This is a genomic window from Cryobacterium sp. AP27 (genome assembly GCF_056680495.1).
Window position 1 is genome coordinate 192,361 of sequence record NZ_CM155285.1, and the last position, 24,038, is coordinate 216,398.

Consider the following 24,038-nt stretch of genomic DNA (forward strand, 5'->3'; position numbering starts at 1 on the left):
GCACCCCATGGACACGCTCACCGAAATTGCGGGAATCGGCATCGGCCGCGGCATCGCCGTGGGACGCATCGTTCGCATGACGGAACCCCTGCCCGAACCCACCGCTGCCGCGAGCGCCCTCACCCCGCAGGAGGAAGGCGTGCGGGCGACCCAGGCCTTGCGCAGTGTTGCCGTCGACCTGACCGCCCGCGGTGAACGCGCCGGCGGCACCGCCGGTGAGGTGCTGGAGGCGCAGGCCATGATGGCGGAGGACCCCACCGTCGTCGATGACGTCGTCGTGCGGATGGCGGCCGGAGCCACCGCCGAACGTGCCGTCTTCGAAGCCTTCGCCGCCTTCCGCGACATGCTCACCGAACTCGGCGGGTACATGGCGGAGCGCGCCGGGGACCTCGACGATGTGTCCCGCCGGGTCATCGCGAGCCTCTCCGGCGTGGCGGCGCCCGGGGTGCCCGACCCCGGACATCCGTTCATTCTTGTCGCCCGTGACCTCGCCCCTGCCGACACGGCAACGCTCGACCTCGACAAGGTGCTCGGCCTCGTGACCATCGACGGTGGACCCACCTCGCACACAGCGATTCTGGCGCGAGAGAAATCCATCGTCGCCCTCGTTGGCGCGACGCTCGCCGCCGACCTCGATGAGGGTACCGAGGTGATCCTGGATGCCGCCAACGGAGTCGTCATTGCACGGCCGACGCCCGAACAGCTCGCCGACGCGCAGGCCCGCATCGCGGCCCGTGCCGCACTCGCTCAGGCTCCCACCACGCCGGGTCGCCTCGCCGATGGGTCGCCGATTCCGCTGCTCGCCAACCTCGGCTCCGCCGACGGTGCCGAGCAGGCTGTGGCCCTCGGCGCCGAGGGCGTTGGGCTGTTCCGCACCGAGTTCCTGTTCCTCGACTCGGTGACCGCGCCGACCGTTGCCGAGCAGGCGGCTCAGTACGAGCGGATGCTGCGCGCCTTCCAGGGCAAGAAGGTGGTCGTTCGCGCCCTCGATGCCGGGGCCGACAAGCCGCTGGCCTTTCTTAACGATGCACGCGAGGAGAACCCGGCGCTCGGGCTCCGCGGCCTGCGGGCACTGCGCGCGTCGGAGAACATCCTTCGCGACCAGCTCACGGCCCTCGCCCACGCGGATGCCGCGACCGACGCCGAACTGTGGGTGATGGCCCCGATGGTCGCCACCGTCGAGGAGACGAAATACTTCGTCGCCGTCGCCCGCGAACTGGGGCTGCGCACCGCCGGGGTCATGGTGGAGGTCCCCTCCGCGGCCCTGCTGGCCGATCGGATCCTCGCGCACGCCGACTTCGCGTCCATCGGAACGAACGACCTCACCCAGTACACGCTTGCCGCAGACCGGATGCTCGGCACCGTCGCCGGATTCCAGGATCCGTGGAACCCCGCCGTTCTGCGCCTGGTCGGTGAGGTCGGCGCCGCCGGATCCGCCCTCGGCAAACCGGTGGGCGTGTGCGGCGAGGCCGCGGCCGACCCGCTGCTGGCTGTGGTCCTCGTCGGCCTGGGCGCCACAAGCCTGTCCATGTCGGCGTCCGGCCTCGCCGACGTGCGCGCCACGCTCGCGCAGTTCACGCGGGAGCAGGCCGTCGCCTTCGCGCGGATAGCCCTCGGGGCCGACGACGCCGCATCCGCTCGCCAGCTCGTCACCGCGGCCGCCGCGAACCCAACAAACCTGCACGTTTCTGAAGAAAACAGCAACACCCACCTCGCAGCACCCTCAGCAGCACACCCGAGAAAGGCACTGAAATGACGACGACGTCAACTGACACACGAAACACAAGCGGGGGAGCCCGCGTGCATGTGCAGCGCTTCGGCACGTTCCTCAGCGGAATGATCATGCCCAACATCGCGGCATTCATCGCATGGGGCCTCATCACGGCGTTCTTCATCCCGACCGGCTGGACCCCGAACGAAACGGCCGCCCTGATGGTCGGCCCGATGATCGTGTACCTGCTCCCACTGCTCATCGCCAACACCGGCGGCCGGATGGTCTACGGCGTCCGCGGAGGCGTCATCGCCACGATCGCCACCATGGGTGTCATCGTCGGCAGTGAGATCCCGATGTTCATCGGCGCCATGCTCGTCGGCCCGCTCTCGGCCTACCTGCTCAAGAAGCTCGATAGCCTGTGGGCCGGCAAGGTCAAGCCCGGCTTCGAGATGCTGATCGACAACTTCTCCGCCGGAATCCTCGGCGCGATCCTCGCGTTTGGTGCGTTCTTCGGTATCGCCCCGGTTGTGACCGCGTTCAGTTCCGCGCTCGAAGCCGGCGTCAACTGGCTCGTCACCAACAACCTGTTGCCGCTCGCGAGCATCCTGGTGGAGCCCGGCAAGGTGCTGTTCCTCAACAACGCCATCAACCACGGCGTGTTCACGCCGATCGGCGTGCAGCAGGTGGCCGAATCCGGCAAGTCCCTGCTGTTCCTGATCGAAGCGAACCCCGGCCCCGGCCTCGGTATCCTGCTCGCCTTCACGTTCTTCGGTCTGGGCCTGGCCCGGGCCAGCGCGCCCGGAGCGATCATCATCCAGTTCCTCGGTGGCATCCACGAGATCTACTTCCCCTACGTGCTCATGAAGCCGATGCTCATCCTTGCGGCCATCGGCGGCGGCATGACGGGCGTTGCGATCAACGTTGCATTCGGCACCGGCCTGCGCGCGCCCGCCTCACCAGGCAGTATCTTCGCCGTGCTCCTGCAGACGTCGTCGGACAGCTACGTCGGCGTCATCCTGTCCGTGATCGGCGCCGCAACGGTGTCGTTCCTGATCGCCGCGGTCATTCTGCGGTCCAGCCGTAAGCGCGACATCGCCAGCGGCCTCGACGGAGACCTCACCGGTGCCGTCGCCAAAACGGAGACGCTCAAGGGCAAGTCCAGCAGCGTCCTCGGCGGACTCGCCGGCGCCGGCGCGGCCGCTTCCGACAGCCGCCCTGTGCACAACATCGTGTTCGCGTGCGACGCCGGTATGGGCTCCAGCGCCATGGGCGCATCCGTATTGCGCAACAAGGTCAAGAAGGCCGGCATTGACGGCATCACCGTGGTCAACCAGTCGATCGCGAACCTCGACGGCAGCGCCGACCTCGTCATCACCCACCAGGACCTGACGGACCGGGCACGCACAATGTCACCCGACTCCATGCACGTCTCGGTCGACAATTTCATGAACAGCCCGAAGTACGATGACATCGTCGGCCTGCTGGAAACCCAGAAGAATGAAGGAGTCACCTCATGAGCCAAATCCTCGAACCTCGAAACGTGATCGCGGCCGGAACGGCCCGCACCCGGGATGAGGCTATTCGTGAGGCCGGTGCGCTGCTGGTCACATCAGGCGCCGTGAACGAGGACTATGTGGCGTCCATGTTTGAACGGGAAGCATCCGTTTCCACGTTCATGGGCAACGGCCTGGCCATCCCGCACGGCACCAACGACGCAAAGGAATCCATCCTTCGTTCGGCGCTCTCGCTCGTGCGCTACACGGACCCGATCGACTGGAACGGCCAGCCGGTGCGGTTCGCGGTGGCCATCGCCGGTCTGAACAACGAGCACCTGGAGATTCTGTCGAAGATCGCCATCGTGTTCTCCGATCAGGACGAGGTACAAAAACTCGTCGATGCCGGTTCGGCAGAGGACATCTTTGCCCTGCTTGAGGAGGTCAACGCAGAATGAAAGCCATTCACTTCGGCGCAGGCAACATCGGACGCGGTTTCGTCGGTCTCCTGCTGCATGACGCCGGGTACGAGGTTGTCTTCGCCGATGTGAATTCGGCTCTTATCGATGCGCTGCACGCGGCTCCCAGCTACGAAGTGCACGAGATGGGGGAGGGGGCCAGGCAACACACCGTGCAGGGGTTTCGCGCCATCAACAGCGCCACCGATACGCAAGCGTTGATCGACGAGATTGCCACGGCCGACGTCGTCACAACAGCCGTTGGCCCGAACATTCTCAAGTTCGTGGCTCCGGTCATCGCGGCCGGTCTGGCCCGTCGGTCCGCGTCGCTCCCTCGTGTGGCCGTGATGGCCTGCGAGAACGCCATCAACGCCACGGATCTGCTCGCCGAGAACGTGCGCAGCCACGTGACCGGAGCCGACTGGCCCGCGGTGTCGGCGCGCGCCGCGTTTGCCAACACCGCCGTCGACCGTATCGTGCCGAACCAGGCAGCCGACGCCGGCCTCACAGTAACGGTGGAGGCCTTCTACGAGTGGGTCATCGAGCGTGGTGCTTTCGGCGACGAGGTTCCCGTCATTCCCGGCGCGACCTTCGTGGACAACCTCGAGCCCTACATCGAGCGCAAGCTCTTCACCGTGAACACCGGACACGCGACCATCGCGTATTTCGGCAGTCAGGCCGGTGTGACCACCATCGCCGAGGCGCTCGATGTGCCCTCCGTCGTGAAGGCCGTTCGCAGCGTGCTCGAAGAGACCTCGGCGCTGCTGGTGGACAAGCACGGTCTCGACGTCGACGCCCAGCGCTCCTACCGGGAGAAGATCCTCACCCGGTTCAGCAACCCCGCCCTGCTCGACACCGTCGAGCGGGTGGGGCGGCAGCCGATGCGCAAGCTCAGCCGCAATGAGCGCTTCATCGGCCCGGCGGCGGAGATCGCCGAGGGGGGCGTGACGCCCGTGGCGCTGCTCGCAGCCATCGGGGCCGCCCTGCGCTTTTCGGTTGCGGATGACGAGCAGAGTGCCACGTTGCAGCGGATGTTGCGGGCCGAGAGCGCGGAGCACGTCGTGCAGCAGGTCTGCGGCCTCGACGCGGCGCATCCGCTGTACGAACACGTGCTCCTCGAGGTGCGGCGCGCCCAAGGATTATAGGACTGAATTGCCAAAAGGCAAGTTCGTACCATAAGATTGACCCTTGGTGTCCGGTAACGTCAATTGCGGCGTGTCCGAACACCACATCCACGCATGACCAGCAATCAATACAAAGAGCGACAGTGAGGCTATGGCCAAAAAAGACGGTGTCATCGAAATCGAGGGCGCGGTAGTCGAAGCTCTGCCCAACGCGATGTTTCGCGTTGAGCTGTCCAACGGCCACAGAGTACTTGCCCACATCTCGGGCAAGATGCGTCAGCACTACATCCGCATCCTTCCAGAGGACCGCGTGATCGTTGAGTTGAGCCCTTACGATCTGACCCGAGGCCGGATCGTCTACCGCTACAAGTAACGGATGCTGTAAGTAACGGCCGGTCCCGGCCCGATCGTAGAGACACGATCACCGAGACTCGGCACGAAGACAGCGACTAGAAGGAATCACCATGAAGGTTAAGCCCAGCGTCAAGAAGATCTGTGAGAAGTGCAAGGTCATCCGCCGTAACGGCAATGTGATGGTCATTTGCGACAACCCGCGTCACAAGCAGCGCCAGGGTTAGTCTCAATCGGCTCAGCGAGTCGGTTGATGTTCTGCCTAGTAACTAAATATCGATAGCAGTTCCGGGAACCCCGAGGGGCGACACCATCGGTTGGAGGCCGATGTACAGGAACTGCTACAGACCTCCAATCATTAACAGGAGACACAATGGCACGTCTAGCCGGCGTTGACATTCCGCGCGATAAGCGCGTGGAAGTTGCATTGACTTACATTTACGGTGTTGGCCGCACGAGGGCTGTAAAGACCCTCGCCGACACCGCCATCGATGGAAACATCCGAGTCAAGGATTTGAGCGACGACCAGCTCGTCCTGCTCCGTGACTACATCGAAGTAACCTTCAAGGTTGAGGGTGACCTCCGCCGTGAGGTTGCCGCTGACATCCGCCGCAAGGTCGAGATTGGCAGCTACGAGGGAATCCGTCACCGCAAGGGCCTGCCCGTGCGTGGACAGCGCACCAAGACCAACGCTCGCACCCGCAAGGGCCCGAAGCGCACCGTAGCCGGCAAGAAGAAGTCGCGCTAGGCCCCGGCCTAGCCCGCGCTCGCCTTTAGGATTCAGGAGAAATTCATGGCACAACCCAAGTCGGCAGTACGGAAGCCGCGTAAGAAAGAGAAGAAGAACGTTGCTGTGGGCCAGGCCCACATCAAGAGCACCTTCAACAACACGATCGTTTCGATCACCGACACCACTGGTGCCGTCATCAGCTGGGCCTCTTCGGGCCAGGTTGGCTTCAAGGGTTCGCGTAAGTCGACCCCTTTCGCCGCACAGCTCGCTGCAGAGTCGGCCGCGCGCCAGGCTCAGGAGCACGGTATGAAGAAGGTTGACGTCTTCGTCAAGGGCCCCGGATCGGGACGCGAAACCGCGATCCGTTCACTTCAGGCCGCTGGCCTCGAGGTCGGCTCGATCAACGACGTCACTCCTCAGGCGCACAATGGTTGCCGCCCGCCGAAGCGTCGTCGCGTTTAATTCCTTGTGCTGAAAGGGCTCATCGTTCCAGATGAGCCCGTTCAACCTCAGGCTGGGCGTCGGGTTTCTTACCGGGCGCCCGGCTTCGACCCTTTCAGAATTTGTAAACACGTCATTGCAAGTGTCATATAGCGGACACTTCGCCGAAAGGAATTAACAGTGCTTATTGCACAGCGTCCCACGCTCACCGAAGAGAACATCTCGGAGTTCCGGTCCCGGTTCATCATCGAGCCGCTCGAACCTGGTTTCGGTTACACCCTCGGGAACTCGCTCCGCCGCACCCTGCTCTCCTCGATCCCGGGCGCTGCTGTTACCAGCATCCGTATCGATGGCGTGCTGCACGAGTTCAGCACCGTTCCCGGTGTAAAAGAAGATGTCACCGAAATCATCCTGAACATCAAGGGCCTCGTCGTCTCGAGCGAGCACGACGAGCCCATCACCGCATACCTGCGCAAGCAGGGTGCCGGCCAGGTTACCGCCGCTGACATCTCGGCTCCGGCCGGGGTCGAGGTTCACAACCCCGAGCTGGTCATCGCAACCCTCAACGACAATGCCAAGTTCGAACTTGAACTGACCATTGAGCGTGGCCGTGGCTACGTGTCATCCGCCCAGAACCGCAGTGAGTTCTCCGAGGCCGGCCAGATTCCGGTCGACTCGATCTACTCGCCCGTCCTCAAGGTGACCTACCGTGTCGAGGCAACTCGCGCCGGTGAGCGTACCGACTTCGACCGCCTCGTCGTCGACGTGGAGACCAAGTCCGCGATCACGCCTCGCGACGCCATCGCATCGTCCGGTCGTACGCTGACCGAACTGTTCGGTCTGGCCCGCGAGCTCAACACCGCAGCCGAGGGCATCGAGATCGGCCCCGCGCCGGTTGACGCCGTGCTCTCGACCGAGTTGTCGATTCCGATCGAAGACCTGGACCTGTCGGTTCGTTCGTACAACTGCCTCAAGCGTGAAGGCATCAACAACGTCAGCGAACTGGTCGCCCTCTCGGAGACCCAGCTGATGAACATCCGCAACTTCGGACAGAAGTCGGTTGACGAGGTAAAGGACAAGCTCGTTGAGCTCGGCCTGTCCCTGAAGGATTCGGTTCCCGGATTCGACGGAGCGCACTTCTACAGCGGCTACGAAGAAGAGACCAACTAAGGCTCGTCTTCGCGACTGCCTTTCGATTTTTTGATACTGGAGAATAACAATGCCTAAGCCCACAAAGGGGCCCCGTCTCGGTGGCGGCCCGGCGCACGAGCGCCTCATGCTTGCGAACCTGGCTGCTGCCCTGTTCACGCACAAGTCGATCAAGACGACCGAGACGCGCGCCAAGCGCCTGCGTCCGCTCGCCGAGCGCATGGTGCAGTTTGCCAAGCGCGGTGACCTGCACGCCCGTCGTCGCGTTCTCGCGACGATCTCCGACAAGTCCGTCGTGCACGAGCTGTTCGCGGTCATCGCCCCGCAGGTGAACGAGCGTCAGGGCGGTTACACCCGCATCACGAAGCTCGGATTCCGCAAGGGTGACAACGCGTCGATGGTTCAGATGGAACTCGTTCTTGAGCCGGTAACGCCCAAGGTCAAGCACTCCAAGACCTCCACGGTGACGGCTGAGAAGCCCGTCGTCGTCGAAGAGGTTGTTGCTGACGCTGCCGTCGAGGAGCCCGTTGAGGCTCCCGTCGAGGCTGACGCTGACGCTGCTGCTGACGCGGACACCACGGACGCCAAGTAGTAACACGTTTCACAGGAGGGGCCCGACTTCGGTCGGGCCCCTTTTTTTATGCCCCCCGCCGAGGCATAGGGTTGTTCCATGACGAAGACCCTGCGGCCCCTGAACGAACGAGTGACCGCGACGGCACGGCTTGACCTGCCGGCGCATTCCGACGTGGCCGAGTGGCGCGCCGCCACCGAAGCGGATATCGACGGCATCTGGCAGTTGCGGGAGGCGATGGGTCGGGTTGATCACCCGAACTACCTCACCACCCGCGGCGCCATTGCCGCGGACTTCGGCTACTCCCACGTGAACGCCGACCTTGATTCCCTCGTGGGCGTGCAGGCCGACGGACGCATTGTCGCCAACGGAATGGTGCTCTTCCCTCCGCGCCAGGAGACCCTCGTCCGGTCCATTCTGATCGGCGGCGTACACCCCGAACTCCGGGGCCGGGGGATGGGCCGCGAACTGCTGGCCTGGCAGATCGGGCGCGCAAAGCAGCAGCTCGCCTCCTCGTCCAAGATGCTTCCCGGCTGGATCTTCGCCTACGCCGACGAACGCGCGCCGCAGAGCGCCCGCCTCTTCGAGCGCGGCGGGCTCGACCTCACCCGCTACTTCCTGTCGTTGGAGCGACCCCTGGAGGAGCCGGTGCGGCCGGTGGAGCCGGCCGACGGCATCCGCATTGCCGCGTACACCCCCGACGATTCCGCGCAGGTGCACGTGGCGAGGGACGATGCGTTCATGGACCACTGGGCCAGCCAGCCGATGAGTGATGAGAATTGGGCGGCGTTCGTGGGCGGGCGCTGGTTTCGACCGGACCTGTCGTTCGTGGCATGGGCAGGCGCCGAGGTTGTGGGCTTTGTGCTCTCCACCGCGAACGAGAACGTCTGGAAGACCCAGGGGTTCACGGGCAGCTACATCGACCTCGTGGGCGTGACAAGCGGATGGCGCGGCCGGCACATCGCCCAGTCACTGCTTGCGGCGCAGCTGGAGGCCGGGCGAGCGCTCGGCCACGACCGGGTGACGCTCGCCGTGGATTCCGATAGTCCCACCGGGGCGCTGGGCCTTTACACGGGCATGGGCTTCCACGCCGCGCACCGCAAGATGGCCTACACCCTGCAGTTCTAGGTCCCCCCCGTGGCGACTCAGCGTGCCGACTTGCGGCACGCTGCAGGGCGCGAGCCTGCTGGGCGCGGAGGCTTAGGCTGGGTGCATGGTTGAAACTGTGCGTCCACTGAGCGAACGAGTGTCCGCTCCGCTCGAACTCGCCCTGCCCGAGCATGCCGATGTCGCCCTCTGGCGCTCGGCCACCATCGACGACGTTGACGAGATCTGGGACCTTCTGCGAGACATCGGACGGGTCGACCATCCGAACTTCCTCGCCACCCGCGAGGAGGTCGCGGAGAACTTCGGCTTCTCCCACTTCGATGCGGTCGCCGACTCCCTGCTCGGGTTCTCCGCCGACGGACTCGTTGCCCACGGACTGGTCATGGTCTCGCCGCGCCAGCGCACGCTCGTGCAGTCCACCCTCGCCGGCGGCGTCCACCCCGAATGGCGGGCCAGGGGCATCGGGCGCCAGTTGCTCGACTGGCAGCTCGGACGCGCGAGGCAGCAGCTCGCCTCGTCGGAGAAGACACTCCCGGGGTGGATCCAGGCCTACGCCGACGAGCGGGCTCCGCAGAACGCCCAACTTCTGAAGCGTGCGGGACTGACCGTCGCGCGCTATTTCGTGGAGTTGGAACGGGTGCTCGCCGACCCGATACGGTCATTCGAGCTGGCCGAAGGCATCCGCCTCGCGCCGTACTCTGCCCACATGTCGGCGGACGTGCACGCTGCGCACGACGAGGCGTTTGCAGACCATTGGTCGAGCCAGCCGATCAGCGACGAGAGCTGGGCCTCGTTCACCGACGCCAAGGTGTTCCGCCCCGACCTCTCGTTCGTGGTGTACGGAACGGGTGACGACGGGCGCGAACACGTCGCCGGCTACCTGCTCAGCACGGTGAATGAGGCCGACTGGGCCGGCGCCGGCTTCAGCAGCAGCTACATCGAGCTCGTGGGTGTGCTCCGCGACTGGCGCGGAAACCACATCGCGCAGGCTCTTCTGGCCGCACACCTGACCGCGAGTCGAGCGGCCGGGCACGAACGCGCAACTCTCGACGTCGACACCGACAGCCCCACGGGTGCCGTTGCCCTGTACTCGGGAATGGGATTTGCCGCCGCCCACCGCGAGCTCGTCTTCACGCTCGAATACTAGACCGACAGATTCCGTCGGGCGGTGTCGTGCTCCCGGCCGGTTCCGCGGGCGATCATGGCAAGCGTTTCGAGAGGCTCCTGAGCTGGTCGAGTTGCTCCCAGTGCTGCGCGATCCGCGCCCTGCCGACGGGTGTCAGGGCGATGTTCGTGTTCGGCTTCTTGCGCACAAACCGCTTCTCGATTGCGACCAACCCCGCTACCTCGAGCTTGGTGAGATGGCTGGAAAGGTTGCCCTTGGTCAGCCCGGTCGCGCGCTGCAAAAAAGTGAAGTCGGCATCGGTCACCGAGGAGAGGACGGTCAGGATCGCCAGCCGGCCGGGCTCATGAACCAGGCGATCCAGCCCGGGCTCGGGCTTAGGCCCGGGCATTGTCGTCTGTGCGATCGAGACCCACGGGAGCGCCGAAGATGCGGAGGAAGAGCAGATGGTCGAAGACGCCATTGACCATCAGCGCCACCCCCACAATGGCCAGGCCAATGTTGCTCGGATCCGGCCCGTCCCACAACGGGACCGCCCCCGCCACCAAAACGGTCCCCCAAATAGCCAGGTGGTGCGCCTTGAGCGTGCGACCGGCTGCGTAGGCGATGAACACAGCTACGGACAGCGTCACCGCGGTCGTGTTGACCGGGAGGTTCAGCGACCAGCCCGCGCGGCTTCGCAGCAGGGCCGAACCCGCCACGACTACGGCGATAGCGAGGGCGACCGCAACAGCGGCTCGGGCCTGTTGCCCCGCGGTGGGATGAAGCCTGCCGTAGTGCTTGTTATAGAAATTGTTGATCGGGACGCAAGCGATACCGACCAGACCCACGACCGCCAAGAACACCCAGGTGTTCTGTAACGGGCCCCAGCCCGTGTTCCCTAACGCGCTGATGATCGGCAGTAGACCCAGGGGGATGAAAAACAGGCCTCGCAGGTAGGTGTAGTTCGCTGCCGCCGCCTTCAGCTGCATCCGTTGCATTGCCTTCTCCTCAAACTGGTTTGTTTGGCCAACCTTAACCCTGGAGCGACAGAGCTGTCAACTAGTTTGCGGCGCAGACCGCGTGGAGGGCTGCGCGGCCCGTCGACGTTACACCCGGAAAGAACCCCGCACGTGTCGTCGCGCTACAGGGCCGCGGGGAGCAGGCGGTTCTCGCCCGGTAGACGCAACGGCGGCAGCTCGGCGAGTCGCTGCAGGGCCGCGGTCACGGCATCCGCATACACCTGCCCGCCCTCACTGCCGGGATGCACGCCATCGCCGGCCAGCAACTCGGTGCGCGGCGCGATGGCGTCATGCCAGTTGGCCAGTTCCACCAGTCGATGCCGGGCGCAAAAATCGGCCAGCGATGCGTTGACGCCCGTCGTCCAATCCCGTTCGGCGTAGGCGTTCACGAGGATGAGCTTGCGATCCGGGCCGATGGCGCTCTCGATCGCCTTCAGTTCATCTCGGGTGATCGGGCCATTGGTTCCCAGGCCGACGACGACCACGGGGCGCAGCGTGCCCGCGTGCCGAAGTTTCGTCAATATGCCGGCAGCGGAATACATGCCGCGGGAGACGGCGGCGTCGATGGAAATCCCGGGGAAGCTGGTCTGCAGCTCGGCTGCCGAGGCGAGCATGACGGAGTCCCCGACGGCCGTGATCAGATCGCCGCCCGGCAGCGGGGTGGGCGCCGAGGCCGCCTCACGTGCGGCGGCGTCCTTCGCGGCGTCCAGGGCCTGCTGCCCACGTTCGATCTCGAGTTGGGCTGTCGCAGCGGCCGGCGCGGTGACGAGGGCGGCGGCGGTTCCCCCGGAGGTGAGGACCAGGGCGGCGACGAGAGCCCCCACGAGTGCACGCCCGCGCGGCGGCCGCAGCTGCCAGGCCAGGGCCACGCGGCGGATGCCGCCACGCACCCCGTCCCGCCGCACCGGTTGCTCCAACCAGCGATACGACGCGATGGACGCGGTGAGAGTGATCGCGCCGGCGAGCACCCCGATGAGTGCGACCCGCCACGCGGACGGTTCTCCCGGCAGAGCCACCTGCAGGAGCACGAGTACCGGCCAATGCCAGAGGTAGATGCCGTAGGAGCGTTCGCCGATGTACCGCAACGGCGGCGCGTCGAGCAGGCGACCGAAGCGGCCGCCACTCATGCCGGCCCAAATGGCCACGGCCGTGAGCAGGCTCACCGCGGCGAGTCCGCCGCGGTACGTGGCGGTGCCATTCTCCGGCAGCCAGATCGCGGCAGCGGCAATACCCAGCAGAGCGGCGCAGCCCAACCATGGGCGCAGACGGGGCAATTCGTTGCGCAGCCCGGCGGGGCGTCGCAGCAGCAAGGCGAGCGTCGCCCCGGTGAACAGCCCGAAACTGTGCGTGTCCGAACCGTAGTACACGCGGGTCGGGTCGGTCCCCGGCTGGTACAACCCGGCCATCCAGAACATCGACGCCGCGGCGAGCACGGCCACCAGAGCGAGGCGCATCCATGGCCGCTTGAGCAACAGGACGGCGAGCAGCAGCAACGGCCAGATCACGTAGAACTGCTCTTCCACTGCCAGCGACCAGAGATTGCGGAACAACTCGGGCTGATCGACCGCAAAGTAACTCGCGTCCCCGGCAATCGACACCCAGTTGTAGCCGAACGTCACCGCCCCGAGCAGCTGACCGCCGAGGCCCACAAGAACGTCGCCGCCGATGACCCAGGCGGCCGTGGAACAGACGAGCAGCAGCGGCACCAGCGGAGGGACGAGCCGACGTGCCCGGCGCTGCCAGAAGCTCCGCAGCGACACCCGCCCGGTGCGCGTGCGCTCAGACACCAGCAGACCCGTGATCAGAAAGCCGCTGATCACAAAGAAGATGTCCACGCCGACGAAACCGCCGGGCAAGAGTTCGGGGAAGAAATGGTAGACGATCACGGCGATCACGGCGATCGCGCGAAGGCCGTCAAGTCCGGCCAGGCGAGTCGTGGACCGGGGAAGATCGAGACCCGTGCCCGCGGGGGGAGAGGCGACCAGGGCGGTCTGCGTGGGGTGCGTGGTGTTCATGATCGCGGAGTCAATCGACTCAGGCCAGGTATCGGCTTCAACAACAACCCTACATAAGCGGCCTAGGCTGAACCCTGTGAATCTTCCTGCGCCACGTAGCGGCCCGCCCTGGCCGACGACCACGCGGATCAGGCTCGACATCGCCTATGACGGTACGGATTTCGCCGGCTGGGCGCGCCAGCCGGGCTTCCGCACCGTGCAGGGTCAGGTTGAAGATGGACTGGCGACGATCCTGCGAAAGTACCAGCCGCATCCGACCCTGATCGTGGCCGGGCGCACGGATGCCGGTGTGCACGCCAGGGGACAGGTGGCCCACTTCGATCTCACGCCCGAGCAGGCCGATTCTCTCGTGCGGGTGAAACGCGGCACCGGCGATCGCCCGCCGATTCCCCTCGCCGTCGCCGTGCAGCGCCGCCTCAGCGGAGTGCTCGTGACTCAGCCCGACATCGTGGTGCGGAGCGCCATCGTGGTTCCCACGAGTTTCGATGCCCGTTTCTCCGCTCTGTGGCGCCGGTATGAGTACCGCATCTCCGACCTGCACGCGCTGCGGGACCCGCAGCAGCGCCTGCGCACCACATGGCATCCGGGAAAGTTGGACGTCGACCTGATGGATGCCGGTGCGGCCAACCTCGTGGGACTGCATGACTTCGCCGCGTACTGCAAGCCTCGCCCGGGCGCCACGACCATTCGCACCCTGCAGGACTTTCGCTGGCGCCGGGACGAGGTGGGGGTGCTCATCGCCACGCTCACCGCCGACGCGTTCTGTCACAGCATGGTTCGTGCCCTGGTGGGGGCCTGCGTCGCGGTGGGAGAAAGGAAGCTCGACGCCGCGCGACTCGTGAACCTGCATATTGACCGCTCCCGCATCGTGGAGTTCAAGGTGATGCCTCCCGAGGGGCTCACCCTCGTCGACGTCGGTTATCCCGAAGACGCCGAGCTGGCCATGCGCGCCGTGGAGACCCGCAACCGGCGCGCCCTGCCGGTGCTGTAGCCCCCCGACTTGCACCAGGGTAGCCGGGCGAGTAGTGTTGACCCTTGATGTCTGCGCGTTGCAGCGCGACATGCGAACGTGAGCCCTCCATCGACAGTGTTTTCATCACGAAAACACGCCCGGAGCGGGATTCACGAACACCTCCGTTCGAAAAAAAGAAAGCAGCACAACAGTGACGCGCACTTACACCCCCAAGGCAAGCGAACTCCAGCACGACTGGGTTGTCATCGATGCCACCGATATCGTTCTCGGACGTCTGGCCAGCCACGCGGCAATCCTGCTGCGCGGCAAGCACAAGGCAACCTTCTCCCCGCACATGGACGGTGGCGACTTCGTCATCATCGTGAACGCGGACAAGATCGCTTTGACGGGCAAGAAGCTCGACCTCAAGATTGCTTACCGCCACTCCGGTTACCCGGGCGGCCTCACGGCAACCAACTACTCCGAGATGCTTGAGAAGCACCCCACGCGTGCGGTTGAGAAGGCGATTCGCGGCATGCTGCCGAAGAACTCGCTCGGCCGTACACAGCTGACGAAGCTCAAGGTCTACGCAGGCCCCGAGCACCCGCACTCCGCTCAGCAGCCCAAGCCGTACACCCTTGGCCAGGTCGCGCAGTAGCGCCGACCCCCAGACTTCTCAACTCTAAGAAAAAGGATTCAACCCATCGTGGCGCAGATCGCAGACCAGATAGACGCAACTCCCGAGAGCTACTCGACCGAGACTCCCGCGGAGACCGCAGCCAAGGCGCCCCGCGCCGTCCTCAACGTTCCCGGCGCAGCCGTGGGCCGTCGCAAGCAGGCCATTGCCCGCGTGCGCATCGTCCCCGGCTCCGGAACCATCGTTGTGAACGGCCGCGAGTTCGCCGATTACTTCCCCAACAAGCTGCACCAGCAGCTCATCAACGACCCGTTCAAGGTTCTTGACCTTCTCGGCTCGTACGATGTCATCGCTCGCATCACCGGTGGTGGCCCCTCGGGCCAGGCTGGCGCGCTTCGCCTCGGCATCGCTCGTTCGCTCAACCTGATCGACGAAGAGAACAACCGCGCGATCCTCAAGAAGAACGGCTTCCTGAGCCGCGACGCTCGTGTCAAGGAGCGCAAGAAGGCCGGACTCAAGAAGGCCCGTAAGGCACCTCAGTTCTCTAAGCGCTAACCCCCTACGTCGAATACAGGACTTTATGTCTCGCCTATTCGGCACGGACGGTGTTCGGGGCCTGGCCAACCGTGATCTCACGGCTGGCCTGGCCCTGAGCCTTTCCCAGGCCAGCGCAGCAGTACTGACAACCGGTCGTCGTGCCAAGGCACGCCTCGCCGAGGGTCGCCGGCCCGTTGCCGTGGTCGCTCGCGACCCCCGCATCTCCGGAGAATTTTTGACGGCCGCAGTCTCGGCCGGACTGGCCAGCAGCGGCGTCGACGTTCTCGATGCCGGGGTGCTTCCCACGCCGGCCGCCGCCTTTCTGATCGCCGACATCGGCGCTGACTTCGGTGTGATGATTTCCGCCTCGCACAACGAAGCGCCCGACAACGGCATCAAAATCTTCGCCTTCGGCGGAACCAAACTTCCCGACGACGTCGAGGACCGTATCGAGTCCTACATCGGTCGCGACACGCTCATGCCCATCGGTGGCGACGTCGGTCGCATCCGCCGGTTCGCCGACGCCGAAGACCGTTACGTCGTGCACCTGCTCGGTACTCTTCCCCACCGCCTCGACGGTATTCACGTTGTGCTCGACTGCGCCCACGGTGCGGCCGCCGGCGTGTCCCCGCAGGTGTTCACGGATGCCGGCGCCCGCCTCACGGTGATCGGCGCCGATCCCGACGGTCTCAACATCAACGACGGCGTCGGCTCAACCCACCTCGACAATCTCGCCAAGGCCGTGCTCGAGCACGGGGCCGATATCGGCATCGCCCACGACGGCGACGCAGATCGCTGCCTGGCCGTGGACCGCGACGGTAACGTCATCGACGGCGACCAGATCATGGCCATTCTCGCCGTGTCGATGGCGGAGCGGGGTGTGCTGAAGGACCGCACGCTCGTCGCCACCGTCATGAGCAACCTGGGCCTGCGCAAGGCCATGGCCGACAACGACATCACGATGGTGCAGACCAAGGTCGGCGACCGTTACGTGCTGGAGGAACTCAACGCCCACGGCTATTCCCTGGGTGGCGAGCAGTCCGGGCACGTGATCATGACCAAGTTCGCCACGACCGGCGACGGCATCCTCACCGGGTTGCACCTCGTCGCCGAAATGGCCCGCACCGGCAAGACCATTGCCGAGCTCGCCTCGGTGATGACCGTCTTCCCGCAGATCCTGGTGAACGTGCGTGGTGTTGACCGTTCGGCTCTGGTCTCGGACGACGTGATCGCGCAAGCCGTGGTCGCCGCCGAAGCAGAGCTCGGCGAGACCGGTCGTGTTCTGTTGCGTCCCTCCGGCACCGAGCCGATGGTTCGCGTCATGGTCGAGGCCGCCGATCAGCCCACGGCCGATCGTCTCGCCCACCAGCTGGCCGCAATCGTTCTCGAGCGCCTCGCCAACTAGCAGCCGGCACCGCCGCCCTGTCCCGGACCGTTCTGGCCGTTCTGGTCGCTGGTTCAGGACATCCGGTCGCGGTGGTGTTTGCCGGCCCCGGAAAGACGCGGCAGAGCGGATGCCGCCGTCCGGATCTCCTGAACTAGGGACGACGGTGCGGCCACGATCTGACACCGGCCCCTTGACCAAACGGCGGCGGCTCAGCAGGACGACGGCATGGACCTCAAAATTGCAGGGAAGACCGCACTCGTCACCGGTGGAACCAAGGGCATCGGCCGCGCAGTCGTGGAAACATTCGTTGCCGAGGGCGCGAATGTGGCGTTTTGTGCCCGCAGCCCCGAAGAGGTCGTTGCCTGCGAGGCGGTGTTCGCCGACAGCCCGAGCACGGTCAGGGGTTCCGTCCTGAACGTGCGCGATGCCGGGGCCCTCACGGCGTGGGTCGACGAGTCCGCGAAAACGTTCGGTGGCATCGACATGATCGTCGCGAACGTCAGCGCTCTCGCGATTCCGGATACCCCGGAAAACTGGGTCGAGTCCTTCGACGTCGACCTGATGGGAACGGTCAACCTCGTGAAGGCCGCCATGCCCTACCTGGAACGCAGCGACGCGGCGTCAATTATCGCCATTTCCAGCGTGTCGGGGCGCGAGGCCGACTTCGCGTCCGGCCCCTACGGCACGATCAAGACCGCGATCATCGGCTACATTGCGGGCTTGGCGTTTCAGCTCGCGAAGACGGGCATCCGCGCCAATACGGTGTCCCCGGGAAACACGTACGAGCCCGGCGGCGTGTGGGCCGGCATCGAGACCGGAAATCCCGAGCTGTATTCCTTTGCACTGGGACTGAACCCCACGGGTCGAATGGGAACGCCGCAGGACATCGCATCCGGGGTCGTCTTCCTGTCCAGCCCGGTGTCGAGTCGCACGACCGGCACGAACCTGCTGATTGACGGGGCGCTCACCCGAGGCATTCAGTTCTGAGCCCCGCGCCCGCCCGCGGCCCGACGAAAGGTATCGACGTGGAGAGAATTGAGTTCACCCCCGAACGTTCGCAGTTTGTCTACACCTTCGGCGGCGCGGCGCCCGCCATGCGCGTTCGCCCGGGAACGGTGCTCGCGCTGTGGTCAGAGGATGCCTACAACCATGCCCTGCGCTCGGTCGACGACCGGGCGAGCGCGAAACTCGATGTGCGCTACCTCAACCCGCAAACCGGACCGTTCTACATTGTCGGTGCACAGCCGGGCGACACGCTCGCCGTGCACATCGTGAGTCTGAGCCCGGCACGGAACTGGGGCGCATCCGCCACGATTCCCTTCTTCGGTGGAATGACAGGCACCGACCGCACGGCCATGCTGCAGCCGGCCCTGCCGGAGGCCACCTGGATCTACGAAGTGGATTCCGTGGCGGGCACGGTCGGGTTCCAGTCCCGCTTCGGCAATTTCGAGGTGGCCCTGCCGTTGGTGCCCATGCTCGGCACCGTCGGCGTGGCGCCGTCCGGCGGTGAGGTGCGCTCGTCCCTCGTGCCCGAGCGCTTCGGTGGCAACATGGACACCCCCGAAATGCGTGCGGGAACGACCGTCTATCTCGGCGTGAACGTCGAGGGCGCCCTGCTGTCCATCGGCGACGGACACTACCGTCAGGGTGAAGGGGAGGCCTGCGGCACGGCCGTGGAGGGCGCCATGAACTCGGTGATCGTGGTCGAGTTGATCGCCGGGAACGCACCGCTCTGGCCCAGGCTGGAGAACGACGACTACTGGATGGTGGTCGGGTCCTCACGCCCGATGGAGGACTCCTGGCGCATCGCCCAACTCGAAATGATCCACTGGCTCTCCGAAATGTTCGACCTGCACGAAATGGATGCCTACCAGCTGCTCAGCCAGGTCGCCGAAGCCCCGATCGCGAACGTGGTCGACCCGAACTACAGCGTCGTCGTAAAGGTACGCAAGTCCTACTTCCCGACCGGTCAGGCTTTCGACGGGATGCACCGCGAACTGCGCGCCCGAGCGCGCACGCTGGAGTGAGCGGGCGTCAGTGCGCGGAACGGAACCGGGGTGTCGCGGTCAGCCCGCCGGCAGCATCGACGGTCAGCATATCCACGTCGAACCGCGCGAGAACGTCGTCGCGAGCCTCTTCGCCTCCGGCCAGAACCGCGGTCGCCAGAACATCGGCGGTCACGATGTCGTCGGCCAGCACGGTCACCTGCCGATACCGGCTTATGCGATCGCTGCGCCAGATGTGCTCGCCGCGTTCCGCCGTTCCGGATGTCGCCATCGCCCGTCGTTCGGGCGTGAGGTTCACCGCCCCCAGAACGGCTGAGCGATCATCGGGGTCGACGATGCCGACGCTCCAGGGTTCCCCGGCGAAACGGCCGCAGGCGAGCACATCACCGCCGGCGTTCATCACCCAGTTCATCGCTCCGCCCGACTCGAGAACCAACGCTGCGGCGTCGATGGCATCGGCCTTCACCAGGCCGGAGAGATCAATAACCCCGTCCGGCCGGTGCGGCGTGAACGCATCGTTCGTCAGTCCACGCCACTGGAGCGCCCGCGCATATGTCTGGCGAAACCGCTCACCTGTCGCCATGAGGGGCAGCTCGCCGCGCGCCACGCGGCTGATCTCGGAGTCGGAACGATACAGGCTGAACCGCTCGTCGACGATGTGAAACTCACGCTCCACGCCGGCGAGGAGTGCACTGCCGGGGGTGTCTCCGGCAAAGCGGATGCTCACCACGGTTCCCATCGTGGAAAACACGTGCACGCCCATTCTCAGATCCCCGCCTGGTCGAGCGCCGATTGCAGGGAGCCGAGGTAGCCGCTACTGGTATACGTCGCTCCCGAGACACTCTGCACGTTCGCGGACTGAGCGGCCAGCACCTCGTCGCGGAGCACCGGGGCAGCGCGATTGCTGATCGACACGGATCTCTGATCCGCGTTCGTGAGTTGCAGAGCAGTCACGTCTGAGATTGTGCCGTTCGCGACCGTGATCTGTACCTGCACGTTCCCGAACCGGGTCTGTTCGCTCGTGCCGGTGAACGTCCCGGCAGCGGCAGACGACGACGAAGCGGTTGCCGCACTTCGGGAGGCCACCCCGTCGAGAGCATGGACCTGTGCGCCCAACTGGTAGCCGGCGGCCAGCACTACGGATGAGGTCAGGAGGCTCAGGGCGATTGCGCGGCGTCTCACCAGTCAAACCTTTCCACGTGGAGTTGGGCTGAGGGCAGTCCTGCCGCGAGAGCATCCCGCACGACCAGGTCGGTCCAGGCCTGCGGCCCGCAGATGTACAGGTCAGAATTCAGCAGATGCGGCAACGCACTGCTGATCGTGACTCCGCGGCCGAGCGCCTCGGCCGACATCCAGGTGGCGAGGCCCGGCGGCCGCGCTCCCATCATGGTGTGGACCGTGCTGCCGCGCATACCGGCCAGGGAGCCGATTTCGTCCCAGAGGTAGCGCTGGGAATCGTCGGTCCCGCGGAGGATCACGGTGGCCTCTCCCGGCCGTAGCGACGAATCCTCGAGCAACGAGCGGATCGGGGTGATCCCGATCCCCGCCGCGATGACGGCCAGTCTCGGCGCGGAACGGTGCGCATCCGTGAACACCCCGTAGGGCCCCTCAATCGACACTCGGGTTCCCGGGCGCACCCGGCCCAGAGCGCGACTGCCGCGACCGAGATCCCGAACGGTGATACGGGCCGTGCCATTCGTGGGCACGGCGGAGAAGGAAATCGGGTGAGCGTGCCACCATGTGGACCCGGTCCAGAAGCGCCAGATCGCGTACTGCCCGCCCCTGGTGCGCAGCCGGTCGAGGTCGCGGCCGGTCAAATGGATGGAAACGACCCCGGGGGCGATCTGTTCCATTGCGGCGACGCGAATGTCGTGCCGGGCGCTTCGGACCATGGGAACAATGAACCGGAACACGCCGATCGAGCCGAAGGCGAGCACGTAGAGACCCAGCCAATAGACGCGCTGCCAGGTTCCGTCGGCCAGCACGGCGCCGGCACTGAGCTGGTGCGGAACGGCCACCAGCACGGCAGCGTAGCTGAGCAGATGAATGAGATGCCACGCCTCGTACGAGAACCGGCGCCGCACCGCGACCACGGAGGTGACGACGACGGTCACCAGCAGGCCGAGACCGAGGTAGGCCAAGGCGACGTCCGGCGCGTTGAATAACGTCACGGTCTCCGCGACCACGGACTGGCCGTCGGCCATGGCGTAACCCGTGGTGAGCAAAATGCCGTGGGCGAGGATCAGGTAGAGGGCGGGCTTGCCGAGCCGGCGATGAAAGGCCATGGCCTTGTCCTGGCCGACCACGCGGTCGATGAGCGGGATCCGGGCGGCGAGCACGAGCATGACGAGAATCAGGTCGGTTCCCACCAGACCGGTCACGATCCCCGCGGCGGTGATCATGGAGGATGCGTCGGTGACGGTGGCGAGACCGCCGTAGGCCAGATACAGGCCAACCGCGATCGCCACCGAGGTGCTGCAGGCGACGAAGAGCAGGTCGGCGGCGCGCGCCCGGCGACGGGACGCGGCACGCCGGGTGCGGTCGATCCGGTCGGGCGTGAACCGCCGGACGGGTTGCGTTCGGAGAGACATATCGGGGCTCGTTTCTCAAGACGGGTGTCTGCGTTCTCCACGATCGTCCACATTTCTTCCAGAATTCTTAGCCGGCGCGCCTCCCTATACTTTGTCTATGCCGCAGACCCACCACCGTCTCCTCGTCGTCGAAGACGACGCGGAGTTACTGCGCATGCTCAAGACCCTCTTCACGGGCGAGGGATATCACGTCAGCACGGCCAGGGACGGGCAGCGCGCGCTCCATCTCGCGCTCACGGAGGAGTGGGACGCCGTGGTCCTCGACCGCGGACTGCCACTGATCGATGGCCTCGATGTGCTCGGCAAGCTCCGCGCCGCCGGGATCGAGACGCCCACCCTGATTCTCTCCGCGCTCGGCAACCCCGCGGATCGGGTCGACGGGCTCGACCGCGGTGCCGAGGACTACCTGGCCAAACCATTCGATGTCGACGAGCTCCTCGCCAGGGTGCGCGCACTGCTGCGCCGCCACCGCGCCGCAGCCGCAACGATCCGGCTGCCGGGCGGGTCCGCCTTCGATACCGAATCCCGTCGCGTGCGGCTGGCCGGCGGTGAGAATGTGGCCCTGTCCGAGCGTGAGGCCGACTTGTTGGGAGAACTGTCCCGTGAACCATCGCAGGTCTTTGAACGCGAGACACTGCTGCGCCGGGTTTTCCCCGACGCGGAAGACATCGGCGTTGTAGACACCTACGTGCACTACCTGCGTCGCAAGCTCGGCCGCGGATGTATCACCACTATTCGCGGAATCGGCTACCGCCTGGGGGGACCGTGATGGTTCGTCGCCGGCTCACCGCCGATGAACGCCTTCTGCGTCGAACATCGTTGCGTCTGGCGCTGCAATTCTCGGCGCTCATCGTTGCGATCGTCGCCCTCGTGGGGGTGGTCGCCTTTGTGCTCGTGTCGACGAGCATCGCCGAGTCGACCAATCGTGCCCTGACCAGCGCCGGGCAGGACCTTCGCGGCGACGAAGCGGCCCCCGGCACGTACGTGATCACGATGCGGGACGGACACGTGTCATCAGGTCAAGCGCTGCCCGAGGGATTGCCCGATCTGGACGCGCTTCGGGAGGTCACCTCGACCCGCACGACCATCGATTCCGTTGCGGAATCCGAGGGCACGTCCTACAGCGTGAGAACCCGTGCCGACCAGGGGGTCACCGTCCAGGTCGCCATCGACCGACGGGAAGCGCACGAAGAGATCAATCGCCTGCTGTGGTCGCTGATAGTCGCCGGAATCGTGGGCGCGGTCGCGGCCGGCGGGGCCGGTTACCTGCTGTCGCGGCGGGCCATGAGGCCGCTGATCGAAGCCCTCGCGTTACAGCGCAGATTCGTCGCCGATGCCAGCCACGAGCTGCGCACTCCGCTGACGTTGCTGAGTACCCGCGTGCAAATGCTTCGGCGCGCCCTGCCACGCGACGATCGCGACGGCACGATCGCGGCGGAGGTGGCCGCCGTGGAAAAGGATACGAAGGCGTTGACCGGAATCGTCGAGGATCTCCTCGTGGCGGCCGATACGCGGGACGTCGGCCTGGTCGACGTTGATCTGGGTCAACTGGCCGACGACGCCGTCGGGAGCGTCGCGGCTGCCGCGCGCGACCGCGGGATCGTGGTCGACGTGACGCATTCTGGGGAACCGGCGTTGATCCGTGCCGTCGAGCCGCCCCTGCGCCGCGTATATCTCGCGCTCCTCTCGAACGCACTCGATCACGCCGTTAGTACTGTGGCGATCACGATCACCGGGGCTCCCCGTCTCATCACCGTCGAAGTCAGCGACGACGGCCCGGGGTTTCCGGTCGATACCCGACCGTTCGAACGCTTCTCGTCACGTCGTCCCGTCACCGAGAATTCGCGGCACTATGGGCTCGGGCTGGCACTTGTGTCCGACGTCGTCGCCCGGTACGGCGGACGGGTCGAGGTGGTCACCGACCGGCCGGGCGGGATCGTGCACATCGAATTGCCGCTGGGCTAGTTGCCCTGCCGCGCCGCGGTTCGGGGAGGGCCGGGCAGGGTGGCTCCGTCCGCATCCGCTGCGTCGTCCACCTCGCCGGGGGTGCGGCTGAGGTCGTTCAAGAAGCGGATGACGACGTCGCGTTCCGCGGGCGTGAGGCGGGCGACGGCCTCGAAACGCAGCGCATGCGTGCGGCCCACCGTCTCCCGCACCTGTTCGTGGGTTCGTTTGGTGATGGTGATCATCAACGCGCGTCGGTCGGTGGGGTGAGGCTGACGTTCGACGTGGCCGCCGGCTGCGAGCCGGTCCAGCAGCTTGGTCGTTGATGCGCTCGAGATGCTCAGATGTTCGGCGAGGGCACCGGGGGTGGCCACGACGTTTTGGTTCTGTGACACGACCAGAAAACGGAGTGCCTTCATATCGTTTTCGTTCAACCGCATGTGGTTCCTCGATTTGAAGCTCAGGGCCTCTTCCGATTCGCGCCACCGGCGCATGCCCACCAGCACTTGCGTGACCTGGGCAATTTCGGCTTCGCCCATGGTCGAGTAGTCCACGAGATCCTGATGGGGATCGATGACGCGTGGGTCAAGCATCCTGTCGGCGGCCGGGGAAGGCCTGTTGTGCGATGCGGTCATACGAGTATTATATGACTGAACGTGATGCTTTCCAATCTATTTACTTGCTAGACTAGCTTAATCATCAGAGGA

The 24,038-nt window shown here is 65.6% G+C and carries 27 protein-coding genes; 20 read left to right on the plus strand and 7 right to left on the minus strand.

Features of this window, described 5'->3' with window-relative positions:
- Nucleotides 1-7: 7 nt before the first annotated feature.
- The 12 genes from ptsP (at nucleotide 8) to AC1MB9_RS01015 (ending at nucleotide 10,285) form a co-directional block, all read left to right on the plus strand.
- Entirely contained in the window at nucleotides 8-1,756 is a 1,749-nt protein-coding gene (gene ptsP, locus AC1MB9_RS00960; protein WP_479963182.1) for a phosphoenolpyruvate--protein phosphotransferase, read from the plus strand.
- A complete protein-coding gene (locus AC1MB9_RS00965) occupies nucleotides 1,753-3,231 on the plus strand; it encodes a PTS mannitol transporter subunit IIBC (protein ID WP_479963183.1) in 1,479 nt (492 codons plus the stop codon). The genes ptsP and AC1MB9_RS00965 overlap by 4 nt, the downstream gene beginning before the upstream one ends.
- On the plus strand, nucleotides 3,228-3,665 hold the full coding sequence (locus AC1MB9_RS00970; RefSeq protein ID WP_479963184.1) for a PTS mannitol transporter subunit IIA: 438 nt from the start codon (nucleotides 3,228-3,230) through the stop codon (nucleotides 3,663-3,665). The genes AC1MB9_RS00965 and AC1MB9_RS00970 overlap by 4 nt, the downstream gene beginning before the upstream one ends.
- Nucleotides 3,662-4,810 (plus strand): mannitol-1-phosphate 5-dehydrogenase, encoded by a 1,149-nt coding sequence (locus AC1MB9_RS00975; protein ID WP_479963185.1) that lies wholly within the window; start codon nucleotides 3,662-3,664, stop codon nucleotides 4,808-4,810. The genes AC1MB9_RS00970 and AC1MB9_RS00975 overlap by 4 nt, the downstream gene beginning before the upstream one ends.
- A gap of 130 nt (nucleotides 4,811-4,940) precedes the next feature.
- A complete protein-coding gene (gene infA, locus AC1MB9_RS00980) occupies nucleotides 4,941-5,162 on the plus strand; it encodes a translation initiation factor IF-1 (protein WP_035834638.1) in 222 nt (73 codons plus the stop codon).
- A 91-nt stretch (nucleotides 5,163-5,253) separates the two neighbouring features.
- Nucleotides 5,254-5,367, plus strand: a complete 114-nt coding sequence (gene rpmJ, locus AC1MB9_RS00985) for a 50S ribosomal protein L36 (protein ID WP_035880836.1) — start codon at nucleotides 5,254-5,256, stop codon at nucleotides 5,365-5,367.
- A 146-nt stretch (nucleotides 5,368-5,513) separates the two neighbouring features.
- Nucleotides 5,514-5,888, plus strand: coding sequence for a 30S ribosomal protein S13 (rpsM, locus tag AC1MB9_RS00990; RefSeq protein ID WP_479963186.1), 375 nt, complete (start codon nucleotides 5,514-5,516; stop codon nucleotides 5,886-5,888).
- Between the two features lie 45 nt (nucleotides 5,889-5,933).
- Nucleotides 5,934-6,332, plus strand: coding sequence for a 30S ribosomal protein S11 (rpsK, locus tag AC1MB9_RS00995; protein ID WP_092107270.1), 399 nt, complete (start codon nucleotides 5,934-5,936; stop codon nucleotides 6,330-6,332).
- Nucleotides 6,333-6,491: 159 nt separating this feature from the next.
- Nucleotides 6,492-7,481, plus strand: a complete 990-nt coding sequence (locus AC1MB9_RS01000) for a DNA-directed RNA polymerase subunit alpha (RefSeq protein ID WP_479963187.1) — start codon at nucleotides 6,492-6,494, stop codon at nucleotides 7,479-7,481.
- Between the two features lie 49 nt (nucleotides 7,482-7,530).
- On the plus strand, nucleotides 7,531-8,052 hold the full coding sequence (gene rplQ, locus AC1MB9_RS01005) for a 50S ribosomal protein L17 (protein WP_479963188.1): 522 nt from the start codon (nucleotides 7,531-7,533) through the stop codon (nucleotides 8,050-8,052).
- 78 nt (nucleotides 8,053-8,130) lie between these two features.
- Nucleotides 8,131-9,159 carry a GNAT family N-acetyltransferase gene (locus tag AC1MB9_RS01010; RefSeq protein WP_479963189.1) on the plus strand — a complete coding sequence of 343 codons (1,029 nt, stop codon included), beginning with the start codon at nucleotides 8,131-8,133 and terminating at the stop codon, nucleotides 9,157-9,159.
- A gap of 85 nt (nucleotides 9,160-9,244) precedes the next feature.
- Nucleotides 9,245-10,285, plus strand: a complete 1,041-nt coding sequence (locus tag AC1MB9_RS01015; RefSeq protein ID WP_479963190.1) for a GNAT family N-acetyltransferase — start codon at nucleotides 9,245-9,247, stop codon at nucleotides 10,283-10,285.
- A gap of 52 nt (nucleotides 10,286-10,337) precedes the next feature.
- Here the strand turns inward: AC1MB9_RS01015 and AC1MB9_RS01020 are convergent, their stop codons facing one another.
- The 3 genes from AC1MB9_RS01020 to AC1MB9_RS01030 all read right to left on the minus strand — a co-directional run bounded on the left by AC1MB9_RS01020 (nucleotide 10,338) and on the right by AC1MB9_RS01030 (nucleotide 13,277).
- The gene (locus tag AC1MB9_RS01020) at nucleotides 10,338-10,652 is read right to left on the minus strand and encodes a winged helix-turn-helix domain-containing protein (protein WP_479963191.1); all 315 of its coding nucleotides are present in this window, start codon (nucleotides 10,650-10,652) and stop codon (nucleotides 10,338-10,340) included.
- Nucleotides 10,639-11,241: a hypothetical protein gene (locus AC1MB9_RS01025; protein ID WP_479963192.1), complete on the minus strand. Its 603-nt coding sequence runs from the start codon at nucleotides 11,239-11,241 to the stop codon at nucleotides 10,639-10,641. Before AC1MB9_RS01025 ends, AC1MB9_RS01020 begins: the two co-directional genes overlap by 14 nt.
- A 143-nt stretch (nucleotides 11,242-11,384) precedes the next feature.
- Nucleotides 11,385-13,277: an acyltransferase family protein gene (locus AC1MB9_RS01030; protein WP_479963193.1), complete on the minus strand. Its 1,893-nt coding sequence runs from the start codon at nucleotides 13,275-13,277 to the stop codon at nucleotides 11,385-11,387.
- A 76-nt stretch (nucleotides 13,278-13,353) separates the two neighbouring features.
- Here AC1MB9_RS01030 and truA point away from each other — a divergent pair, with 76 nt between their 5' ends.
- The 6 genes from truA to AC1MB9_RS01060 all read left to right on the plus strand — a co-directional run bounded on the left by truA (nucleotide 13,354) and on the right by AC1MB9_RS01060 (nucleotide 18,817).
- Nucleotides 13,354-14,268, plus strand: coding sequence for a tRNA pseudouridine(38-40) synthase TruA (gene truA, locus AC1MB9_RS01035; protein ID WP_479963194.1), 915 nt, complete (start codon nucleotides 13,354-13,356; stop codon nucleotides 14,266-14,268).
- Nucleotides 14,269-14,440: 172 nt separating this feature from the next.
- A complete protein-coding gene (gene rplM / locus AC1MB9_RS01040) occupies nucleotides 14,441-14,887 on the plus strand; it encodes a 50S ribosomal protein L13 (RefSeq protein ID WP_479963195.1) in 447 nt (148 codons plus the stop codon).
- Between the two features lie 48 nt (nucleotides 14,888-14,935).
- Nucleotides 14,936-15,421 (plus strand): 30S ribosomal protein S9, encoded by a 486-nt coding sequence (gene rpsI / locus AC1MB9_RS01045; RefSeq protein WP_134172593.1) that lies wholly within the window; start codon nucleotides 14,936-14,938, stop codon nucleotides 15,419-15,421.
- Nucleotides 15,422-15,446: 25 nt separating this feature from the next.
- Complete coding sequence (gene glmM, locus AC1MB9_RS01050; protein WP_479963196.1) at nucleotides 15,447-16,808, plus strand: phosphoglucosamine mutase; 1,362 nt, start codon at nucleotides 15,447-15,449, stop codon at nucleotides 16,806-16,808.
- Nucleotides 16,809-17,015: 207 nt separating this feature from the next.
- Nucleotides 17,016-17,777, plus strand: a complete 762-nt coding sequence (locus tag AC1MB9_RS01055) for an SDR family NAD(P)-dependent oxidoreductase (protein ID WP_479963197.1) — start codon at nucleotides 17,016-17,018, stop codon at nucleotides 17,775-17,777.
- Nucleotides 17,778-17,815: 38 nt separating this feature from the next.
- Complete coding sequence (locus tag AC1MB9_RS01060; protein WP_479963198.1) at nucleotides 17,816-18,817, plus strand: acetamidase/formamidase family protein; 1,002 nt, start codon at nucleotides 17,816-17,818, stop codon at nucleotides 18,815-18,817.
- 7 nt (nucleotides 18,818-18,824) lie between these two features.
- On the opposite strand, the gene AC1MB9_RS01065 is transcribed toward AC1MB9_RS01060, so the two are convergent.
- Genes AC1MB9_RS01065 through AC1MB9_RS01075 form a run of 3 tightly spaced genes read right to left on the minus strand, consistent with a single transcriptional unit; the run spans nucleotide 18,825 to nucleotide 21,387 of the window.
- Nucleotides 18,825-19,559, minus strand: a complete 735-nt coding sequence (locus AC1MB9_RS01065; RefSeq protein WP_479963199.1) for an FAD:protein FMN transferase — start codon at nucleotides 19,557-19,559, stop codon at nucleotides 18,825-18,827.
- Nucleotides 19,560-19,561: 2 nt separating this feature from the next.
- Nucleotides 19,562-19,978 carry an FMN-binding protein gene (locus AC1MB9_RS01070; protein WP_479963200.1) on the minus strand — a complete coding sequence of 139 codons (417 nt, stop codon included), beginning with the start codon at nucleotides 19,976-19,978 and terminating at the stop codon, nucleotides 19,562-19,564.
- Nucleotides 19,975-21,387: a ferredoxin reductase family protein gene (locus AC1MB9_RS01075; RefSeq protein ID WP_479963201.1), complete on the minus strand. Its 1,413-nt coding sequence runs from the start codon at nucleotides 21,385-21,387 to the stop codon at nucleotides 19,975-19,977. Before AC1MB9_RS01075 ends, AC1MB9_RS01070 begins: the two co-directional genes overlap by 4 nt.
- A gap of 97 nt (nucleotides 21,388-21,484) precedes the next feature.
- Here AC1MB9_RS01075 and AC1MB9_RS01080 point away from each other — a divergent pair, with 97 nt between their 5' ends.
- Together AC1MB9_RS01080 and AC1MB9_RS01085 are read left to right on the plus strand one after the other, a co-directional pair.
- Nucleotides 21,485-22,156, plus strand: a complete 672-nt coding sequence (locus AC1MB9_RS01080; protein ID WP_479963202.1) for a response regulator transcription factor — start codon at nucleotides 21,485-21,487, stop codon at nucleotides 22,154-22,156.
- Complete coding sequence (locus AC1MB9_RS01085; RefSeq protein ID WP_479964556.1) at nucleotides 22,156-23,352, plus strand: sensor histidine kinase; 1,197 nt, start codon at nucleotides 22,156-22,158, stop codon at nucleotides 23,350-23,352. Before AC1MB9_RS01080 ends, AC1MB9_RS01085 begins: the two co-directional genes overlap by 1 nt.
- Here the strand turns inward: AC1MB9_RS01085 and AC1MB9_RS01090 are convergent.
- Nucleotides 23,349-23,966 (minus strand): MarR family winged helix-turn-helix transcriptional regulator, encoded by a 618-nt coding sequence (locus tag AC1MB9_RS01090; protein WP_479963203.1) that lies wholly within the window; start codon nucleotides 23,964-23,966, stop codon nucleotides 23,349-23,351. The two genes, AC1MB9_RS01085 and AC1MB9_RS01090, sit on opposite strands and share 4 nt — an antisense overlap.
- Nucleotides 23,967-24,038: the final 72 nt, after the last annotated feature.

Excerpts from the sequence above, each read along its gene's own strand:
- AC1MB9_RS00965 (WP_479963183.1), top strand. The coding sequence starts at position 1,753 with ATGACGACGACGTCAACTGACACACGAAACACAAGCGGGGGAGCCCGC.
- rpsK (WP_092107270.1), top strand. The coding sequence starts at position 5,934 with ATGGCACAACCCAAGTCGGCAGTACGGAAGCCGCGTAAGAAAGAGAAG.
- ptsP (WP_479963182.1), top strand. The coding sequence starts at position 8 with ATGGACACGCTCACCGAAATTGCGGGAATCGGCATCGGCCGCGGCATC.
- glmM (WP_479963196.1), top strand. The coding sequence starts at position 15,447 with ATGTCTCGCCTATTCGGCACGGACGGTGTTCGGGGCCTGGCCAACCGT.
- rpsM (WP_479963186.1), top strand. The coding sequence starts at position 5,514 with ATGGCACGTCTAGCCGGCGTTGACATTCCGCGCGATAAGCGCGTGGAA.
- AC1MB9_RS01010 (WP_479963189.1), top strand. The coding sequence starts at position 8,131 with ATGACGAAGACCCTGCGGCCCCTGAACGAACGAGTGACCGCGACGGCA.
- AC1MB9_RS00975 (WP_479963185.1), top strand. The coding sequence starts at position 3,662 with ATGAAAGCCATTCACTTCGGCGCAGGCAACATCGGACGCGGTTTCGTC.
- AC1MB9_RS00970 (WP_479963184.1), top strand. The coding sequence starts at position 3,228 with ATGAGCCAAATCCTCGAACCTCGAAACGTGATCGCGGCCGGAACGGCC.
- AC1MB9_RS01085 (WP_479964556.1), top strand. The coding sequence starts at position 22,156 with ATGGTTCGTCGCCGGCTCACCGCCGATGAACGCCTTCTGCGTCGAACA.
- AC1MB9_RS01065 (WP_479963199.1), bottom strand. The coding sequence starts at position 19,559 with ATGGGCGTGCACGTGTTTTCCACGATGGGAACCGTGGTGAGCATCCGC.
- infA (WP_035834638.1), top strand. The coding sequence starts at position 4,941 with ATGGCCAAAAAAGACGGTGTCATCGAAATCGAGGGCGCGGTAGTCGAA.
- rplQ (WP_479963188.1), top strand. The coding sequence starts at position 7,531 with ATGCCTAAGCCCACAAAGGGGCCCCGTCTCGGTGGCGGCCCGGCGCAC.
- AC1MB9_RS01020 (WP_479963191.1), bottom strand. The coding sequence starts at position 10,652 with ATGCCCGGGCCTAAGCCCGAGCCCGGGCTGGATCGCCTGGTTCATGAG.
- AC1MB9_RS01055 (WP_479963197.1), top strand. The coding sequence starts at position 17,016 with ATGGACCTCAAAATTGCAGGGAAGACCGCACTCGTCACCGGTGGAACC.
- AC1MB9_RS01075 (WP_479963201.1), bottom strand. The coding sequence starts at position 21,387 with ATGTCTCTCCGAACGCAACCCGTCCGGCGGTTCACGCCCGACCGGATC.
- AC1MB9_RS01015 (WP_479963190.1), top strand. The coding sequence starts at position 9,245 with ATGGTTGAAACTGTGCGTCCACTGAGCGAACGAGTGTCCGCTCCGCTC.
- AC1MB9_RS01080 (WP_479963202.1), top strand. The coding sequence starts at position 21,485 with ATGCCGCAGACCCACCACCGTCTCCTCGTCGTCGAAGACGACGCGGAG.
- rpmJ (WP_035880836.1), top strand. The coding sequence starts at position 5,254 with ATGAAGGTTAAGCCCAGCGTCAAGAAGATCTGTGAGAAGTGCAAGGTC.
- AC1MB9_RS01025 (WP_479963192.1), bottom strand. The coding sequence starts at position 11,241 with ATGCAACGGATGCAGCTGAAGGCGGCGGCAGCGAACTACACCTACCTG.
- AC1MB9_RS01030 (WP_479963193.1), bottom strand. The coding sequence starts at position 13,277 with ATGAACACCACGCACCCCACGCAGACCGCCCTGGTCGCCTCTCCCCCC.
- AC1MB9_RS01090 (WP_479963203.1), bottom strand. The coding sequence starts at position 23,966 with ATGACCGCATCGCACAACAGGCCTTCCCCGGCCGCCGACAGGATGCTT.